This window comes from Burkholderia sp. Se-20373 (assembly GCF_017104705.1).
Lineage (GTDB): Bacteria > Pseudomonadota > Gammaproteobacteria > Burkholderiales > Burkholderiaceae > Burkholderia.
This window is the reverse complement of sequence record NZ_JAAGPH010000017.1, coordinates 22,082-38,926: the sequence shown is the minus strand read 5'-3', so window position 1 is coordinate 38,926 and position 16,845 is coordinate 22,082. Positions and strand designations below refer to the sequence as shown.

Annotated in this window: 14 protein-coding genes; 7 read left to right on the top strand and 7 right to left on the bottom strand. The window is 67.6% G+C overall.

Annotated features, from left to right (window positions below):
- Positions 1–7: 7 nt before the first annotated feature.
- From tssI to G3N96_RS08745, 6 genes are all read right to left on the bottom strand, one after another.
- Positions 8–2,146 (bottom strand): type VI secretion system tip protein TssI/VgrG, encoded by a 2,139-nt coding sequence (gene tssI / locus G3N96_RS08770; RefSeq protein ID WP_206136958.1) that lies wholly within the window; start codon positions 2,144–2,146, stop codon positions 8–10.
- A 406-nt stretch (positions 2,147–2,552) separates the two neighbouring features.
- A complete protein-coding gene (locus tag G3N96_RS08765; RefSeq protein WP_206136957.1) occupies positions 2,553–3,065 on the bottom strand; it encodes an OmpA family protein in 513 nt (170 codons plus the stop codon).
- An 85-nt stretch (positions 3,066–3,150) separates the two neighbouring features.
- Positions 3,151–4,419: a diguanylate cyclase gene (locus G3N96_RS08760; RefSeq protein WP_206136956.1), complete on the bottom strand. Its 1,269-nt coding sequence runs from the start codon at positions 4,417–4,419 to the stop codon at positions 3,151–3,153.
- Entirely contained in the window at positions 4,416–5,123 is a 708-nt protein-coding gene (locus G3N96_RS08755; RefSeq protein WP_206136955.1) for a YfiR family protein, read from the bottom strand. The genes G3N96_RS08760 and G3N96_RS08755 overlap by 4 nt, the downstream gene beginning before the upstream one ends.
- A 281-nt stretch (positions 5,124–5,404) precedes the next feature.
- Complete coding sequence (locus G3N96_RS08750) at positions 5,405–7,651, bottom strand: molybdopterin cofactor-binding domain-containing protein (protein ID WP_206136954.1); 2,247 nt, start codon at positions 7,649–7,651, stop codon at positions 5,405–5,407.
- Position 7,652: 1 nt separating this feature from the next.
- Positions 7,653–8,147, bottom strand: coding sequence for a (2Fe-2S)-binding protein (locus G3N96_RS08745; protein ID WP_206136953.1), 495 nt, complete (start codon positions 8,145–8,147; stop codon positions 7,653–7,655).
- A gap of 127 nt (positions 8,148–8,274) precedes the next feature.
- Here G3N96_RS08745 and G3N96_RS08740 point away from each other — a divergent pair, with 127 nt between their 5' ends.
- Positions 8,275–9,168, top strand: coding sequence for a LysR substrate-binding domain-containing protein (locus G3N96_RS08740; RefSeq protein ID WP_206136952.1), 894 nt, complete (start codon positions 8,275–8,277; stop codon positions 9,166–9,168).
- Between the two features lie 9 nt (positions 9,169–9,177).
- Here G3N96_RS08740 and G3N96_RS08735 read toward each other — a convergent pair whose 3' ends face one another.
- Entirely contained in the window at positions 9,178–10,068 is an 891-nt protein-coding gene (locus G3N96_RS08735; protein WP_124578476.1) for a LysR substrate-binding domain-containing protein, read from the bottom strand.
- 243 nt (positions 10,069–10,311) lie between these two features.
- Here G3N96_RS08735 and G3N96_RS08730 point away from each other — a divergent pair, with 243 nt between their 5' ends.
- The 6 genes from G3N96_RS08730 (at position 10,312) to G3N96_RS08705 (ending at position 16,787) form a co-directional block, all read left to right on the top strand.
- A complete protein-coding gene (locus tag G3N96_RS08730) occupies positions 10,312–11,214 on the top strand; it encodes an amidohydrolase family protein (protein WP_124578478.1) in 903 nt (300 codons plus the stop codon).
- A gap of 36 nt (positions 11,215–11,250) precedes the next feature.
- The gene (locus G3N96_RS08725; RefSeq protein WP_089426889.1) at positions 11,251–12,156 is read left to right on the top strand and encodes an amidohydrolase family protein; all 906 of its coding nucleotides are present in this window, start codon (positions 11,251–11,253) and stop codon (positions 12,154–12,156) included.
- An 81-nt stretch (positions 12,157–12,237) separates the two neighbouring features.
- Positions 12,238–13,632, top strand: a complete 1,395-nt coding sequence (locus G3N96_RS08720) for a UbiD family decarboxylase (protein ID WP_206136951.1) — start codon at positions 12,238–12,240, stop codon at positions 13,630–13,632.
- Positions 13,629–14,243, top strand: a complete 615-nt coding sequence (locus G3N96_RS08715; protein ID WP_089475404.1) for a UbiX family flavin prenyltransferase — start codon at positions 13,629–13,631, stop codon at positions 14,241–14,243. The genes G3N96_RS08720 and G3N96_RS08715 overlap by 4 nt, the downstream gene beginning before the upstream one ends.
- Positions 14,240–15,352 carry a GTP-binding protein gene (locus G3N96_RS08710; protein ID WP_206136950.1) on the top strand — a complete coding sequence of 371 codons (1,113 nt, stop codon included), beginning with the start codon at positions 14,240–14,242 and terminating at the stop codon, positions 15,350–15,352. Before G3N96_RS08715 ends, G3N96_RS08710 begins: the two co-directional genes overlap by 4 nt.
- Positions 15,353–15,413: 61 nt before the next feature.
- The gene (locus G3N96_RS08705; protein ID WP_124578487.1) at positions 15,414–16,787 is read left to right on the top strand and encodes a nucleobase:cation symporter-2 family protein; all 1,374 of its coding nucleotides are present in this window, start codon (positions 15,414–15,416) and stop codon (positions 16,785–16,787) included.
- Positions 16,788–16,845 lie beyond the last annotated feature (58 nt).

Here is a 16,845-nt window from a genome sequence, read left to right as displayed (position 1 = left end):
GTTCGTATTATTTGTTGAGGTCGATGCGCGTGCCGTTGATCATCACGCCGTCGTCGGTCATCAGGATCACGGAGCCCTTGTGCTCGAGGCGGATGCCTTCCGGCGCGAGCGAGATCGAGCTGTCCATCACCTTCAGCAGGATGCCGCGCTCGGCCATGTGGACCTGCGTGCCGCCGCCGCCGTCCTTGGCCGGCGTCGTCACCTCGACGGTGGTCGCGGTCGTGCTGCGCTTCTCGGCGATCGTCTCGGTCAGGTTGCCCTGCGGAATCTGCTTCTCTTCGCTGCCCGTCGCCACCAGCACGGTACGCATCGGCCCCAGCACCTTGTGCGTCTCGTTGTTCTCGACAACGGTGTTCATGTCCTTCTGTGCATGCATGAAGAATTCCTGCATGCCGTTCGTGTCGGTCATGCGGATTTCGTTCGACCCCTGCCCTTTGTGCGTCTGGCTCTTGATCCCCATCGTCTGGCCGGCCGCCCCGTGATACGGGTTGCCCTGCTCGCCATTGAACACGCGACCGACGATCACAGGGTTATCCGGGTCCCCCTGGTTGAACGCGACCAGCACTTCCTGCTTGATCCGCGGAATCGCGGCCGCGCCCCAGCCGTCGCCTGCCCACGGCTGCGATACACGCACCCACATCGAATCGGAGCCATCCTTCTTGCCGCGCCGGTCCCACGGGAAGTGCACCTTCACGGCGCTCCCGTTGGTGTAGATTTCCTCGCCCTTCGGACCGACGACGATCGCCGACTGCGTGCCATGAATCACCGGCTTCGGCGTGCCGCGCGGCGCGCGGTACGGCACCTTCTTCGGCAGCAGCGCGAAGCTGTTGCGATACGGCAGCTTCGCGCCGTGCTGCGTGTAGTCGTTCACCGCCTCGTGACGCACGTGCAGGATCACGTATTCCTGGTTGTTCTCGAGCACCGGGTGATTCGCCACTGTGACGACGCCCGCCGTGGTCATGCGCCACGCGTAGCCGCCGCCGGTATAGCGATGGGCCTGCGCCTCCTCGGCCTCCATCGCGAAACGCGCGTAGCGGTTGCCGTCGTCGCCGTGGTCGTACAGCGACTGATGCTCGAACCGCTCGGTCGCGTCGAGCCGCGCGTGCTTGAGGTTCTGCGGCCCGGCCTCCACCAGCATCAGCGGCGACGACGGATTCTGGTGGTTGAAGTCGCGGAACGTGACCTTGCCCACGCCGAAGCGCCGGCCTTCGTGCAGTTGGTCGATGCCGCTGTCCTCGCTCGCCTCGGTGGCCGCGAACGGCACCGTCGCGAGCCCGTCGATCGGGCGGAACAGCAGGTTCGAATCGCCGATCACCAGGATGTGCTTGTGCTTCTCGTAGCGGTGCGTCCAGACCAGCCCCTCCTGCTCCATCAGCCGCGCGCAGAAGTTGTAGTAGCTCTCCTGGTACATCACGACATACTCGAGCGGCTTCTGGGCCGTCCGGATATCGAATACGAAGTCGGAGAAGCCGTGCTCCTGGAAGATCTCGGTGAGGATGTCCTGCGCGGTCTTGTTCTGGAAGATCCGGCAGTCGGTCGAGCGCGTCAGGAACCAGAACCACGGCACCGCCGTCAGGTGATATTGCGTGACGTTGCCGGGGTTGCCGGCGCGGTCGAACGACGCGACGTAGCCGTCGAAGTAACGATCGTTGTCGGCGGCGCCCGATGCGACGACGCGTTCGAGCGTCGACAGGCGCGCCTGCTGGTCGAAGCGGATCTTGACCTGCTGGCCGATGAGATCCTCGGGGCGCAGGTCGTGGCGATGCGACAGCAGGTCGAGGTGGATCTCCGGCAACCGGCTCACGTGCTCGTCGACGACGGCGGCGCTGACCAGCAGCACGTCCGGGCCGAGCGGCGTATCGAGCGTCACGTAGCGATTGAGCTGGGTCAGGCGCGCGGGGTTGGCGGCGCCGTTGATCGCCTCGGCGATCGCACCGGGCGTCTTGTCCATCAGCGAGAAGCCGGTCTGCGCGAGCTGCATCGCGCGCTGGACGGTGTCGACGTGCCCGGCCAGGCCCGCGAGCGGCCCGAGGCTGCCGGCGACACTCGACGCAACCGGGCCGGCGAGACCGCCGAGCGCGCTCAACGAGCCGAGCGCACTACCGCCCATTCCAGTGGGAATACCCCCGTTCGGAGCGAAACTCATGCTTGTTCCTTCTTGTGTTCTCAGGTTCCTGGTGCCGGCTGACCGGCCCGAAGCCCCGATAATGTAGGACAAAACCCGGACGCGTGAAAGACACCTGCAAACGTTTCCGTTCGGGCCCCCGATAGGCCGGAAACAGGCCGGCGGCCGGGCCGCCCGGACGCGGCGCCCATGCCGAATCACCGCGCCAGCACGCGCGGAACGGGACACAATCTGCATGAAACGTGTGACAGATCCGTACGGGGCGAAGCATCGCCCTCAGTCACGATGAAATAGTGCGAACGCTCGGGAAGGAAACGCGCGCTGGCAGGCGCTGCTGCGCCGCTACACGCTGCCGGTCGTCGCATCCGATCGCATGCTTTCCGTAGCTTTCAAATGCCCTTCTTTTCGTACGGGAAAACCGCCCCGGTCACCGCGGCGACACCACGATCGCCGCCCGCCGGTTCTGCGCCCTTCCTCCCGGCGTCTTGTTGTCCCCGACCGGATCGCTCTTCCCCTTCCCGACGACCGTGATGCGCTTCGCATCGATCCCCACGTCGACCAGTTCAAGCGCGACGACCTCCGCCCGCCGCCTGGACAACTCGACGTCATACTTGTCCACGCCTTCCTGGTCCGAGTATCCATAGACCCGTACCCCGTTGATCCCCGCCGAGCGGAGCGTGCGTCCGATCCGTTCGACGATCCGCCGCACATCGGGCTTGAGGTTGTACCGATCGAAATCGAACAGGATCGGCCCGGTCGAGCCGAACTCGAAACCCTGCTGGGTTTCCTGAAAGCCGGCCGACTTGAGCGCCGTGACCTGCGTCTGCGTCAATCCACGATGAAGCGGCGGTGGCGTCTTGCAGCCTCCCAGCAGCATGCACAAAAGCAGCGCGCTGCCGACGCACAAGCGCCCTATGCCCACCGGAAACGTGTTGTTCATCATTGACCCCTTCGATTGCACCCGCGTCGCGAGCGCGCTTTCCACCCACTGCTGCGGCCTCGCCCGCAGCGTGAAACGATGAACCTCAAGCCGCCCCCGCGACACCTTCCGCCAGCTGCCACGAGCCTGGCCGGGCGCGCTTGGCACGGTACATCGCGGCATCCGCCGCCCGCAGCAAGCCGCTCGCGTCCGACGCGTGATCGGGATACAACGCGACACCGGCACTCATCATGGTGGCCACCACGCGGCCGTCGGACAGTTCGATCGACGGCGCCATGCCGGACAGGATTTCGTCAGCAATACGACATACGCTACCCGCTTCGCGCACGGCCGGCAGCATGACCGCGAATTCATCGCCGCCCAGGCGCGCGACCAGGTCGGTCTCGCGCACCTGCGTGCGCAGGCGTGACGCGATGCCGATCAGCACCGCGTCGCCGGCTTCGTGGCCGAGGCAGTCGTTGATTTCCTTGAAGCGATCGCAGTCGAGATACAGGACCGCGACCCGCTGCCCCGTCACCCCGGCTTCGCCGAGGGCGAGTGCGAGACGCGACTCGAACTGCACGCGGTTGGGCAGCCCCGTGAGCGCATCGTGCGTCGCCTTGTGTTCGAGCGACGCGTTCTCGTCGCGCAGCGTGTTCTGCCAGTCCTCGAATTCGTCGAGCAGCGCATTGAAGTCGTCGCCGAGCTGGTTGAGTTCGGCAATCGATGCGGGCTCGACGCGCTGCGCGAACGCACGTTCGCGCCGCACCGCGTGGGCGACGCCCGCCAGCGCGCGCAACGGCGAAACGATGCTGCGCAGCAGGCGCTGCGAGCTGATATACGCACCGATCACGCTGACGGCCAGGCACCCGAGAATGCCGCCCACGCCGCCGAGCAGGAATCCGAAGAACTGATGGCCACGGCCGCGCACGACGACGTGACCGACGACGATGCCGTCGTGCACCACCGGCGCGGTCACGGGCCCCGGCAACGCGAGGTCGGCGACGACGCGCTCGAGCCGCGCGATCCCGCTGCCGGCAGGCAACTGCCACGTCGCGAACGGCCGGCCCTGGCTATCCGTGACCACCACCTGCGCGACGTCCTCATCGCCGGCGATCATCCCGATCGCCTCGGCCGCCGCGACGCGGTCGCCGAACACGAGCGCGGCCTCCACCGTATAACCGAGCGAGCGCGCCAGCAGGTTCAGGTTGTTGCCGGCATACGCACGCAATGCAATCACGGCCACCACGATCAACGACACGGCCGCCATCGTGACGGCGACGAACGCGAGGCGCAGGTGCGCGCGGCGCAGCACGCTTTGCAGCGTCGGGCGCGGCACGCGCGACAGCGAGACCGGGGGAGTGGGTCGTGTCATGGCGCCCCCGGCCGCCGTGCGAGATTGAGCACGTTCGGATGCACGCGCACGCCGCTGCGTGCGACCGCGTCGAGATTGATGTCGAACGACACGCGTTCGCCGTCGACGTTGAGACAGAACATGCCGCCCGCCGTGCAGGACGGATCGTGTTCCGAAATCGTCAGCACCGGATGGCCGGCTACCGCCGCCCTCACGCGCGCGCGCTCATCCGCGCCCAGGTTGCCGAGATAGACGATGTCGCAGGCCATGCCGAGCGCCGGATCGTCGAAACGCACACGCTGCACGTCGAGCAGCGTCGAGCCGGCCTGCAGCGTGTCGGTCAGGCCGCGCGCATAGTCGGGCCGGCCCGTGACGCACAGATGCAGGCGCACGGGTGTCGTCGGCCAGCGGGTGAAACTGATGATGCCCAGCACGACCTGACGCACGGTCGTGTCGTGTGTCGCATCAGCCGGATTGGCGGGATCCGCGGGGCTTGCAGCCGCCACGATGCGCACCGTGTCGGCCGGATCGGGCGCCTCGGCGGAAGCCCCGGCAAGCACGGCCTGTGCGGCCCCCAGAACGCAAACGATTGCGGCCAGCGCATGGCGCAGCGGGGCGGTTCGACCCGGGCAGCCGGGCACCGTTCGCGCGGCGATTACCGCCGCGTCCGCTGGCGTCGCCGCAGTCGCGAGACTGGCAGCCGACGCGCACACTTTCGCATCCATGATGGCAACATCCGCTGGCGTCGCTCCGGCGCTGCCTCCCGCCTCCCTCCATGCGCGTGCAGGCACCGAATTACGCGCATGATGGCTTCATCTTAGGTAAAAATTCGCATCACCAACCAGTGGGAAACACCCGCGAGAAGCGGGGGAACCTATGCGGAATCGGCGCTTGCGCGCGACGATGCGGGCGAACGCGTGCGCCGACGTCGATCCGGCCTCGACGTCGGCGAATTGATCAGCGGAATCGCGGCCGATGCAGGGCAAACTTCATACGTTCGGTCACGCTACGCCACCACCGACAAATCGAAAGGCGTCTCCCGCAACCGCTTCCCCGTCAGCCGGAACACCGCGTTCGCGACCGCCGGCGTCACCGCCGGGCTCGACAGCTCGCCGACACCGCCCGGCTTCGCCGGATCGCCCTGCACGATGTGAATGTCGGTCTCGGGCATGTCGCTCATCCGCATCACGCGATACGTATCGAAGTTCGACTGCTGCACGCGGCCGTGCCGGAAATCGATGCGATCGGACGTCGCATGGCCGAGCCCCCACATCAGGCCGCCGACCAGTTGCTCGTCGACGCCGGCCGGCGACACCGCGATCCCGCAATCGGCGACGCACGTCAGCTTCTCCACGCGCACCGCGCCGTCCTTGCGCACGACCCGCGCGACCACCGCGACATAGCTGTCGTACGCCTGGTTCGTCGCGATGCCGAGTGCGACACCGTCCGGCAGCGGCTGGCCCCACCCCGCTCGTTGCGCCGCTTCACGCAGCACGGCCGCATGACGCGGCCGGTCGCGCATGTGCGCGAGCCGGAACTCGACCGGGTCGCGCTTCGCCGCGTGCGCGGCCTCGTCCATCACCGATTCGACCGCGAACACGTTCGGGATGTAGCTCACCGCGCGGAACCAGCCGGTCGGCACGCCCGTCTCCATCCGGATCCAGCCGATGTCGCGATGCGGCGCCGCATACGCGAACTCCCATTTCGTGATCGCCTCGGTCGTGCTGAAATCCATCCGGTCGGTGCGCTCGAGATAGCCGGGCTCCCACTGCTGCGGCGATGCGGGCATCACGGTGCGCAGCCACAGCGACGCGAGATTGCCCTGCGCATCGAGCACCGCGCGCGCACGGTGGTAGCTTGCCGCGTGATAGAACAGCGCGCGCATCTCGTCCTCGCGGCTGTTCATCAGCTTCACGGGCCTGCCCGTCTTCACCGCGAGCCACGTCGCCTCGAACAGCCAGTACTTCGATTCGCGCGCGCCGAAGCTGCCGCCCGACACCAGCTCGTGCAGCGTCACCCGATGCGCAGGAATGCTGCCGATCACCTCCGCCGCTTCGATCGCGGTCGACGGCACCTGCAGACCGCCCCAGTATTCGATGCCGCCGTTGCGTGCCCACACTGTGAGGTTGATCGGCTCCAGCGGGTTCGCGGCCTTGTGCGGCATCGCATACGACGCCTCGATCGTGCGCGCGCCGGCCGCATGGGCCTTCGCCGGATCACCGTCGGCGATCGTCGGCACGACGCGCGCGGCCGGATCGTCGAGCCACGCGGCCTGGCGCGCGGCGAGCGTGCTGCTGTCGAAGGTTTCGAACAGGCTGTCCTCCCATTCGATCGTCAGCGCGGCCTGCCCTTGATGCGCGGACCAGTAGTCGTCCGCGAGCACCGCGACGCCGGCCTGGTTGCCGCCGAGCACATCGGGGCGCGGCGGAATCTGCAGCACGTCGCGCACGCCGGGAATCGCGAGCGCCGCCTTCGCATCGACGCTGCGCACGCGGCCGTCGATCACCGGCGCACGCGTGACGACCGCGACCAGCATCCCCGGCAGCGACACGTCGATGCCGTACGGAAACGAGCCGTCGGCCTTCTGCGCGGCGCCGCGCTTCTTGCGCAGCTTGCCGATATAGCGGAACCGCGCGGGATCTTTCAGCGCGACCTGCTTCGGCGCCGGCAATTGCGCGGCCGCCTGCGCGAGCGAGCCGTACGTCGCGCGGCGGCCGCTCGACGCATGCAGCACGGCGCCGTCTGCCGTCGTGCACGCAGAAGCGGGCACGCCCCATTGACGCGCCGCCGCTTCGACGAGCATCGCACGCGCGGTCGCGCCCGCTCGACGCAGCCGGTCGTACTCCATCGCGACACTCGTACTGCCGCCGGTCGAGAACACTTTCCACAGTGGATGCAGGTAGTCGGCAAAGAACGGATCTTCCGGCGTGATCACGTCGACCCGGAACGGATCGACGTCGAGCTCCTCGGCCACCACCGCCGCGAGCGCGGTGCGCGTGCCGGTGCCCGAATCGTGCTTGTGCACGACGAGCTTGATCGTGTCGTCGGGCAGCACGCGCACCCACGCGTTCGGTTCGAATTCGCCGGCGGCCGGATGCGGATCGCCGCTCGCGTGCTTGCCTGCGGCCGCCGCGTCGGGCATCCGGAAGCCGATCGCGATGCCTGCGGCCAGCAGCGCCGAACTCTGCTTGAGAAAACGCCGGCGCGGCGTGCCGTCGCCATGCGGTGCATCCGGTGCGTGATCGTCGCGCATGTCACGCCTCCTTCGCGGGTTCGGCCGCGGCTTTCAGCGACGGATCGCCCGACGCCGCACGCTTGATCGCGCGGTGAATGCGCGCATACGTGCCGCAGCGGCAGAGGTTGCCCGACATCGCCTGCACGATCGCGTCGTCGTCCACCGGCTGCCCGCCCTTCAGCAGCGCGGCCGCCTGCATCAGCTGCCCCGGCTGGCAATAGCCGCATTGCGGCACGTCCTCGGCCACCCACGCGAGTTGCAGCGGATGCCGCCCGTCCGGCGACAATCCCTCGATCGTCGTCACGTGCCGCCCGTGGGCGACGACGGCCGGAATCAGGCACGCGCGCGCGGCCTGCCCGTCGAGATGCACGGTGCACGCGCCGCACAGGCCCTTGCCGCAGCCGAACTTCGTACCGGTGAGCTTGAGCCGGTCGCGCAGCACCCACAGCAACGGCATATCCTCCGGTACATTCTCGAGCGAATGGCGTGTATCGTTCACGACGATGTCGATCATGCGCGGTCTCCTGATTCGCATTCATAGGTCGGCCCGCGCCATCGCGCGGTTCCGGAGCATTATCGAAACGCGATGCACGGCTACGCCAGCGATCATTTCGTCGAATCCCTGTCAGTCGGACTAACAGATGCTCAAGCGATACCCTTCGATCCAGTCGATGCAGGCGTTTCTGCACGCCGCGCGGGTCGGCAGCTTTTCCAGCGCGGCACGCCAGCTGGCGCTCACGCACAGCGCGATCAGCCAGCAGATTCGCTCGCTCGAGGAATTCATCGGCCAGCCGCTGTTCGCCCGCGCCGGCGGCCGCGTGATGCTGACCGATGCCGGCACGCTGTTCGCGAACCAGTTGGCCGACGGGCTCGAGCAGATCGATCGCGCGCTGTCGTCGGTGAAGGGGCGCACGACCGGGCCGTCACTCCGGCTCGACGTCGATCCGGAACTGATGCAGGGCTGGCTGCCCGCTCGGCTGCCGGCATTGATGCGCACGCTCGACGGCACGACGCTGACGGTACTGTCGGCGCCGCGCCATGACCGCGATGCATTCGACCGCGTCGATGTCGCGCTGCGCTATGGCTACGGCGAATGGGAAGGCGTGGACAGCGCGCTGGTCTGCCCCGACCGGCTGACCGCGATGGCCGCGCCCGCGCTGCTCGAACGTTACGGGTTGACCGCGCCGCTCACGCCCGAACAGGTGTTGGAACTGCCGCTGCTCGGCTATACGAAGCGGTCGTGGATTCCGTGGCTCGAAGCGGCGGGCCTCGAACCCGTCGAGCCGGACACCATCGCCGTGTTCGACAACGCGGCGGGGCTCGTCGCGACGCTCGTGTCCGGGCTCGGTGCCGGGCTGGTGCGCGGGCTGCTCGCCGCCGATGCGCGCCGCGACGGCCGGCTCGTCGAACTCTGCACGATCGCGATTCCGACGCACTACAACCTGCATGCGATCTGGCCGCGCGAACGGCATACGCGCGTCAAGCCGCTGGTCGACGCGATCGGTACGCTGGCCGCGCAGTCGCTCGCGCGCTGACGCGCGCCGCTACGCGCTGAACTCCGCCGCGATCTCGCGCACGGTGTCGAGGAACGCGCCGAGCACCGCGGACGTATCGTCCGCGCGGTAGCGCGCCTGCAGCGACACCTCGAGCGCCGGCGGCAACAGCGGCACGAACGCGACGCCACCCGTCGAGATCTGCCGCGACGACGCGGGCAGCAGCGCGACGCCCAGCCCTTCACGCACCAGCGACAGCAGCGTGTGCACCTCGACGACCTCGTGCGCGATCCGCGGCGTGAAGCGCGCATCGACACAGCTCTGCTGCAGGAAGCGCGCCAGTTGAGAGTGCCGCAAGCCGAATGACACGAACTGCTCGCCGGCCAGCTCGCCGAGCGCGATCGCGTCGCGCGACGCGAGCGGATGGCCGGACGGCAGCACGGCCACGGCCGTTTCGCGCACCACGATTTCGCTGCGGATCGACGGGTCGTCCTGGAACAGCCGGAAGAAGCACACGTCGAGCCGCTTCTCCTTCAGCGCATCGATCTGCGCGGCCGGCGTCATCTCGTGCAGCGACCAGTGCACGTGCGGATGGCGTTCGGCGAACACGCGCAACGCACGCGGAATCGGCACGACCATCGCCGAGCTGATGATGCCGACCGCAAGCCGCCCCACTTCACCGCGCCCCGCGCAACGCGTGAGATCGATCGCGCGATCGAACTGCGCGACGATCAGCGGCACCTGCTCCTTCAGTGTTTTCCCTGCCTCGGTCAATTCGACGCGATGCTGCGAGCGCACGAACAGCGCGGTGCCGAGCTGCTCCTCGAGCAGCCGGATCTGCTGGCTCAACGGCGGCTGCGAGATATGGAGCCGCGCGGCCGCGCGCCCGAAATGCAGTTCGTCGGCCAGCACCGCGAAGTAACGCAACACACGCATGTCCATATCGCAAACGTATCAAGAGCGTCAGTAAAAAATATTGTACAGAGCACATTCGGCTGGTGACACTCGGTCCCAAGCAGCAGTGCACGTCGCAGTGTGTCACTCGATGCCGGCGAGGGGAAGGCGCAAAAAAATAACGCGCCTTGCAAAGGGCCGCATGAATCCGACCGACCGGTCGCTTCATCGACGCGCCTGCCCGCGATACGGCAACCGGCCTTTCCGGTTCCTCTCAAGGAGATCGAGTAGATGATCATCGACACCAGCTGTTACCCGACGAATCTCGTCGACCTCGCCTGGCGTCACGACGGCCCGCCGTTCACCGGCGAGCGCCTGATCGAGACGATGAACGGCCCGTTCCTCATCAACGGCAAGCCGCGCCGCGTCGACAAGGCGTTCATCCAGCCGCCGCAAGGCAACACCATTTACACGTATACCGACGGCGAGAAGTCGGGCACCGAATCGATCGACGCGTACATGGCGTACACGGTCGAGATGGTGCGCAAGCACCCCGACCGCTTCATCGGCTGCTTCGTCTACAACCCGCGCTGCGGCGTGGAGAACGGCGTGAACGCGATCGATCACTACGTGCGCAAGCTCGGCTTCAAGATGGTGCAGTTCCAGGCCAACATGCATGCGTACCGGCCCGACCGCGCACTCGACTGGCTGCGCCCCGCGCTGAAGAAATGCGCGGAACTCGGCGTGCTCGTGAAGCTGCACACCGGCGACGGCCCGTACAGCATCCCGACCGAGTGGGTGCCGATGATCAAGGAATTCCCGACGGTCAATTTCATCATGGCGCACTTCGGGGTGCAGACCGGCGGCGTCTACTGCTTCGAGCCGTTCCAGCTCGCGATGGACCTGCCGAACGTGTATTGCGAATCGGGCTGGTGCCTGCAGTCGCGGATCGTCGAATTCGCGAAGGTGCTGCCGAAGCACAAGATCCTATTCGGCTCCGACACGCCGCCGAACGAGCCGGGCATGTGGCTGCGGCTGCTCGAAGTGCTGTGCTTCGATCCGCCGCAAGGGATGAATCTCGACGAGGACACGCTCGAGGATTACCTCGGCAACAACACCGCGCGAATGATCGGCCTCGAACCGACCCCCGCGCCGCGCACCGTCGACGAAGCGAAAGCACGGCTCGCCGCCTGACGCCCGCACCCCTCTCTCCCGATTCCGGAGCATCGCATGATCATCGATACGCACCTGCACCCGACCAACCTCGTCGACGAGGCGTGGCGCCACACCGGCGAACCGTTCACCGGCGAACGCCTGCTGAAGATGATGGACGGCCCTTACATCATCAACGGCAAGCCGCGCCGCATCGACATGGGCTTCATCCAGCCGCCGCCCGGCAACACCGGTTATCGCGACGGCAACCGCCGCGGCCGTGAAGGCATCCGCGACTACATGGCGTATATCGCCGAACTCACGCAGAAGTACCCCGACCGCTTCATCGGCAACTTCACGTACAACCCGCGCTGGGGCCCGGAGAACGGCGCGGCGGAGCTCGAATTCCACATCAGGGAGTACGGCTTCAAGATGGTGAAGCTGCACGCGAACATGCACGGCTACCGGCCCGATCGCGCGCTCGACTGGCTGCGCCCTGCGATGAAGGTTTGCGCGAAGTACAACATCGTCGTGCTGATCCACACCGGTGACGGCCCGTACACGATCCCGACGCAGTTCTATCCGATCATCCGCGAGTTTCCGATGGTGAACTTCATCATCGGTCACTTCGGGATCCAGACGGGTGGCAACTACTCGTTCGAAGCGTTCTGGATGGCGATGGATACGCCGAACGTGTACTGCGAATCCGGCTGGTGCTACCAGTCGCGGATCGTCGAGTTCGCCCGCGAGCTGCCGCGCAACAAGATCGTGTTCGGCACCGATTCGCCGCCGAACGAACCCGGCATGTGGCTGCGCGAGCTGGAAATGCTGTGCGGGCCCGCGCCGCAGGGGATGGATCTCGACGAGGACGGCCTCGAGGACTACATGGGCAACAACATCGCCCGCCTCGTCGGCATCGAGCCGACCAGGCCGCCGAAGGATCTCGACGAAGCGCAGAAGCGCCTCACGTCGACCTACCTGTAACGCGCCGGCAGCCGGATCGCGTGCCGCATCGAACACGCGCGCGATCCGGCCTTTCCCCTTCCGCATCCGACGGAGTGCATCATGGCGTCCAGCTTTTTCGCCGAGCAGCAGGATTTTCATCACTTCGCGAACGCCTATCGCGAACGCTTTCCGGACGACGTGCTGACGCTCGCGCAGCCGCTGTCCGCCGACCAGGACGTCACGGCCGTCGTCGCGTCGCTCGCCGCGCGCGGGCGGCACGAGATGCTCGTCTGCGAGCGCGTCGACGGTCTGTCGACGCCGCTCGTCACCAACGTATTTGCGTCCCGCACGCGCATCGGCCGGCTGTTCGGCGTCGATGCAAACGGCCTGTTCGACGCGTGGCAGCAGCGTGCGAACGCACCCGTCGCGCCGGTCGTCGTGCCGCACGGCCCCGTGCTCGATCAGGTGACCGAAGGCGACGCGGTCGATCTCGCGCGGCTGCCGATGATCCGCCATTTCGAAACCGATCGCGGGCCCTACGTGACCAATGCGGTGATCGTCGCCGAAGATCCGGTGACGGGCGTCGCGAATCTCAGCTACCACCGCTCGATGCCGCATGCGCGCAACGCGCTGGCGACGAGCCTGCATTCGCGCGGCCATCTGTGGCGGATGCTGCAGACCGCGAAGGCGCGCGGCGACACGCTCAAGGTGGCGATGGTGATCGGCGCGCATCCGCTGTTCATGCTCGCGGCCGCCGCGCGCGTGCCGTTCGGCGCGGATGAGCGGGCGATTGCCGGCGGGCTGTTCGGCGCGCCGCTGCAGCTCGTGCGCACGCCGCGCCACGGCATCGGCGTGCCGGCCGCCGCCGAGTTCGTGCTCGAAGGCACGATCGATCCCGACGCGCAGGCGGAAGAAGGCCCGTTCGGCGAATTCACCGGCTACTCGTCGGACCGTTCGACCAACAACGTGCTGCGCATCGACGCGATGATGCGGCGCAGGGATGCATGGCTCGTCGACGTGGTCGGCGGCCCGTACGCGGAGCACCTGACGCTCGCGCGGCTGCCGCGTGAAGCCGAGATGAGCGAGAAGCTGAAGGCGCGCTTTCCTGCCGTCACCGCGATTCATTATCCGAATTCCGGCACGCACTTCCACTGCTACGTCGCGCTCAAGCAATCGCGCGACGGCGAAGCGCGCCAGATCATGCTCGCGCTGCTCGGCTGGGACCCGTACCTGAAGAGCGTCGTCGCGGTCGACAGCGACGTCGACATCACCGACGACGCGCAGGTGCTGTGGGCCATCGCGACGCACTTCCAGCCGCACCGCGACCTGTTCGTCGTCGACGGCCTGCCCGGCAGCCCGCTCGATCCGTCGTCGTCGCCCGACGGCACGACGTCGCGGATGGGGATCGACGCGACGCGCGGCTCGCGCTTCGACGGCGTGCGCGCACGCGTCGGCGCCGCCGCGATGCAGCGCGCCGCGCACGTGATCGCGCAACTCGGCGGAGCGTCGCGATGAGCGCGCGGCGGCTCGTGGTCGGCATCAGCGGCGCATCCGGCTTCGTGTACGGGATGCGGCTGCTCGCGCTGCTGCGCGACCTCGACATCGAGACGCACGTCGTCGTGTCGCGCGCCGCCGCGCTGACGATGGCGCACGAGACCGACTTCCGGCTGTCCGACATCACCGCACTCGCGAGTGTGCTGTACCGCAGCGACGACATCGCGGCGCCGATTTCGAGCGGATCGTTCCGCACGCTCGGGATGATCGTCGCGCCGTGCTCGATGAAGACGCTCGCCGAGATCGCGAGCGGCCTTTCCTCCGGCCTGATCTCGCGCGCGGCCGACGTCGTGCTGAAGGAGCGCCGCCGGCTCGTGCTGCTCGCCCGCGAGACGCCGTACACGCTCACGCACCTGCGCAACATGGCCACCGTCACGGAGATGGGCGCGATCGTCGCGCCGCCGGTGCCGGCGTTCTACGCGCGCCCCGCTTCGCTCGACCAGATGATCGACCACACGCTCGGCCGCGTGCTCGACCTGTTCGACCTCGATTCCCGCACCGTCCATCGCTGGAAAGACAACGCATCACAGCCGAACCCGCAGCCCAACCGACTCAACGGAGACGCATCATGACCCACATCCACACCACCCACAGCGACGTCGAGAAGATTCCGGTCACCGTGCTCACGGGCTTTCTCGGCGCAGGCAAGACCACGCTGCTGAACTACATCCTGCGCGAGAAGCACGGCCGCAAGATCGCGGTGATCGAGAACGAGTTCGGCGAGATCGGCATCGACGGCGGCCTCGTGCTCGAATCGACCGAGGAAATCTACGAGATGACCAACGGTTGCGTGTGCTGCGTCGGCGCGGTGCGCGAGGATCTCGTGCGGATCGTGCGGATGCTCGTCGCGCGCCCCGACCGGCTCGATCACATCATCGTCGAGACGAGCGGCCTCGCCGATCCGTATCCGGTTGCGCAGACCTTCTTCCTCGACGATCCGATCGCGAAGGAAGTCGCGCTCGACGCGGTCGTCACGATGGTCGACGCGAAGCATATCCGCGCGCACCTCGACGATCTGGTGCTCGACGGCCGCGACAACCAGGCGGTCGACCAGATCGTCTGCGCGGACCGGATCGTGATCAACAAGGTCGACCTCGTCGCCGCGCCGGACGTCGATGCGCTGACCGCGCGGCTGCGCGCGCTGAACACGACGGCGGAAATCGTCACGTCGAGCTATGCACAGGTCGACCTCGACCGCATCCTCGGCATCGGCGCGAACGAATTCGCGCAGATCCTCGTCGAGAGCGACGGGCTGCAGGCCGATGCGCCGCATGCGGCCGAACACGCGCACGAGCACGAGCACGACGACCACGCACACGAAGCGCACGCAGCCCACGCGCACGACGACGATCACGACCACCACGAACACGACGCCAGCGTGTCGTCGGTCGGCATCGAAGTCGACGGGGACGTCGATCTCGACGCGCTCGAAACGTGGCTCGGCGAGCTGCGCCGCGCCGATACCGCGAACCTGTTCCGGATGAAGGGCATCCTGGCCGTGCAGGGCCGCGCGCAGCGCTACGTGCTGCAGGGCGTGCACGGCGTGATCGAGCTGCGCGCCGCGCAGGCGTGGGGGTGCGAGCCGCGCTCGTCACGCATCGTTTTCATCGGCCGCGATCTCGATCGCGCCGCGCTGACCGACCGTTTCCATGCCTGTCTCGCCGCGGCGGTCGCGGCCTGACGGGCACGCCAGGCGGGCGCATCGCGCGCCCGCCCGCAAACGAACCTCAGGAGACTCGCCCATGAACGCTGCTTCACATCCCGTCGATCGGGTCCTGCCGCGCCGCCAGATGCTGACGCTCGGCCTGCAACACATGCTCGTCGCCTATATCGGCGCGATCGCGGTGCCGCTGATCGTCGCATCGGCGTTGAAGATGTCGCCCGCCGATACGACCGTGCTGATCAGCACCGCGCTGTTCTGTTCCGGCATCTCGACGATCCTGCAAACGGTCGGCGTCTGGAAACTCGGCGTGCGCCTGCCGATCCTGCAGGGCGTCGCGTTCAGCAGCGTCGGCCCCGTGATCGCGATCGGCCTGACGCCGGGCGTGGGGTTCGCCGGCGTGTGCGGCGCGGTGATCGGCGCGGGCATCATCACGACCTTCGCCGCGCCGCTGGTCGGCCGGCTGCGCCGCCTGTTCCCGCCGGTCGTGACCGGCTGCATCGTCACCGTGATCGGGCTGCAGCTGTTTCCGGTCGCGTACCAGTGGGCCGGCGGCGGCGACGCGGCGAAGCTGCAGTTCGGCGAACTGTCGTTTCTCGCGGTCGCGCTCGTCGTCGCGGTCGTGATCCTCGCGGTCAACCGCTTCGCGAACGCGTTCCTGCGCAACCTGTCGGTGCTGATCGGGCTCGTCGCGGGCAGCCTGCTCGCGATCGCGCTCGGGATGGGCAATTTCACGAACGTCGCCGCCGCGCCGTGGTTCACCGTGCCCTACCCGTTCCACTTCGGCACGCCGGTGTTCGCGATCGTGCCGGTGCTGACGATGGTCGTCGTGATGATCGTGCAGATGGTCGAGTCGATGGGGCTGTTCGTCGCGATCGGCGACATCGTCGAGAAGCAGGTGAGCGAGGAGGACGTCGTGCGCGGGCTGCGGGCAAACGGCGTCGCGAGCGCGATCGCCGGCACGTTCGCCGCGTTCCCGTTCATCGCGTTCATGGAGAACGTCGGGCTCGTGATCCTGACCGGCGTGCGCAGCCGCTGGATCGTCGCGGTCAGCGGCGTGCTGATGTGCGTCGTCGCGCTGGTGCCGAAGATCGGCGCGATCGTCGCGTCGACGCCGTCCGCGGCGCTCGGCGGTGCCGGCATCGCGATGTTCGGCGTGGTGGTCGCCGCCGGCGTGCAGACGCTCGCGAAAGTCGACTTCGAAGGCAACCGCTACAACGTGCTGATCGTCGGCTTCACGATCGCGACCGCGCTGATTCCGGTGATGGCGCCGAAGGTGTTCGCGCACATGCCCGACTGGACGCAGCCGTTCCTGCACAGCGGCGTCGTGCTCGCGTGCCTCGTGTCGGTGCTGCTCAACGCGCTGCTCAACGGTGTGCCGGCGGCCGACCCGGTTGAATCGCACGTCCGAGCCGACGCCGCGCACGGCAGCCCGATGGCGCGCGAGTGCGACTGACGGGCCGCAGGCCGCGTGCGGCATCGAGCCCGCGCGGCGCCTGACGAACCACAACCCG

Coding starts and splice junctions, on each gene's coding strand:
- tssI (WP_206136958.1), bottom strand. CDS start 2,146: ATGAGTTTCGCTCCGAACGGGGGTATTCCCACTGGAATGGGCGGTAGT.
- G3N96_RS08765 (WP_206136957.1), bottom strand. CDS start 3,065: ATGAACAACACGTTTCCGGTGGGCATAGGGCGCTTGTGCGTCGGCAGC.
- G3N96_RS08760 (WP_206136956.1), bottom strand. CDS start 4,419: ATGACACGACCCACTCCCCCGGTCTCGCTGTCGCGCGTGCCGCGCCCG.
- G3N96_RS08755 (WP_206136955.1), bottom strand. CDS start 5,123: ATGGATGCGAAAGTGTGCGCGTCGGCTGCCAGTCTCGCGACTGCGGCG.
- G3N96_RS08750 (WP_206136954.1), bottom strand. CDS start 7,651: ATGCGCGACGATCACGCACCGGATGCACCGCATGGCGACGGCACGCCG.
- G3N96_RS08745 (WP_206136953.1), bottom strand. CDS start 8,147: ATGATCGACATCGTCGTGAACGATACACGCCATTCGCTCGAGAATGTA.
- G3N96_RS08740 (WP_206136952.1), top strand. CDS start 8,275: ATGCTCAAGCGATACCCTTCGATCCAGTCGATGCAGGCGTTTCTGCAC.
- G3N96_RS08735 (WP_124578476.1), bottom strand. CDS start 10,068: ATGGACATGCGTGTGTTGCGTTACTTCGCGGTGCTGGCCGACGAACTG.
- G3N96_RS08730 (WP_124578478.1), top strand. CDS start 10,312: ATGATCATCGACACCAGCTGTTACCCGACGAATCTCGTCGACCTCGCC.
- G3N96_RS08725 (WP_089426889.1), top strand. CDS start 11,251: ATGATCATCGATACGCACCTGCACCCGACCAACCTCGTCGACGAGGCG.
- G3N96_RS08720 (WP_206136951.1), top strand. CDS start 12,238: ATGGCGTCCAGCTTTTTCGCCGAGCAGCAGGATTTTCATCACTTCGCG.
- G3N96_RS08715 (WP_089475404.1), top strand. CDS start 13,629: ATGAGCGCGCGGCGGCTCGTGGTCGGCATCAGCGGCGCATCCGGCTTC.
- G3N96_RS08710 (WP_206136950.1), top strand. CDS start 14,240: ATGACCCACATCCACACCACCCACAGCGACGTCGAGAAGATTCCGGTC.
- G3N96_RS08705 (WP_124578487.1), top strand. CDS start 15,414: ATGAACGCTGCTTCACATCCCGTCGATCGGGTCCTGCCGCGCCGCCAG.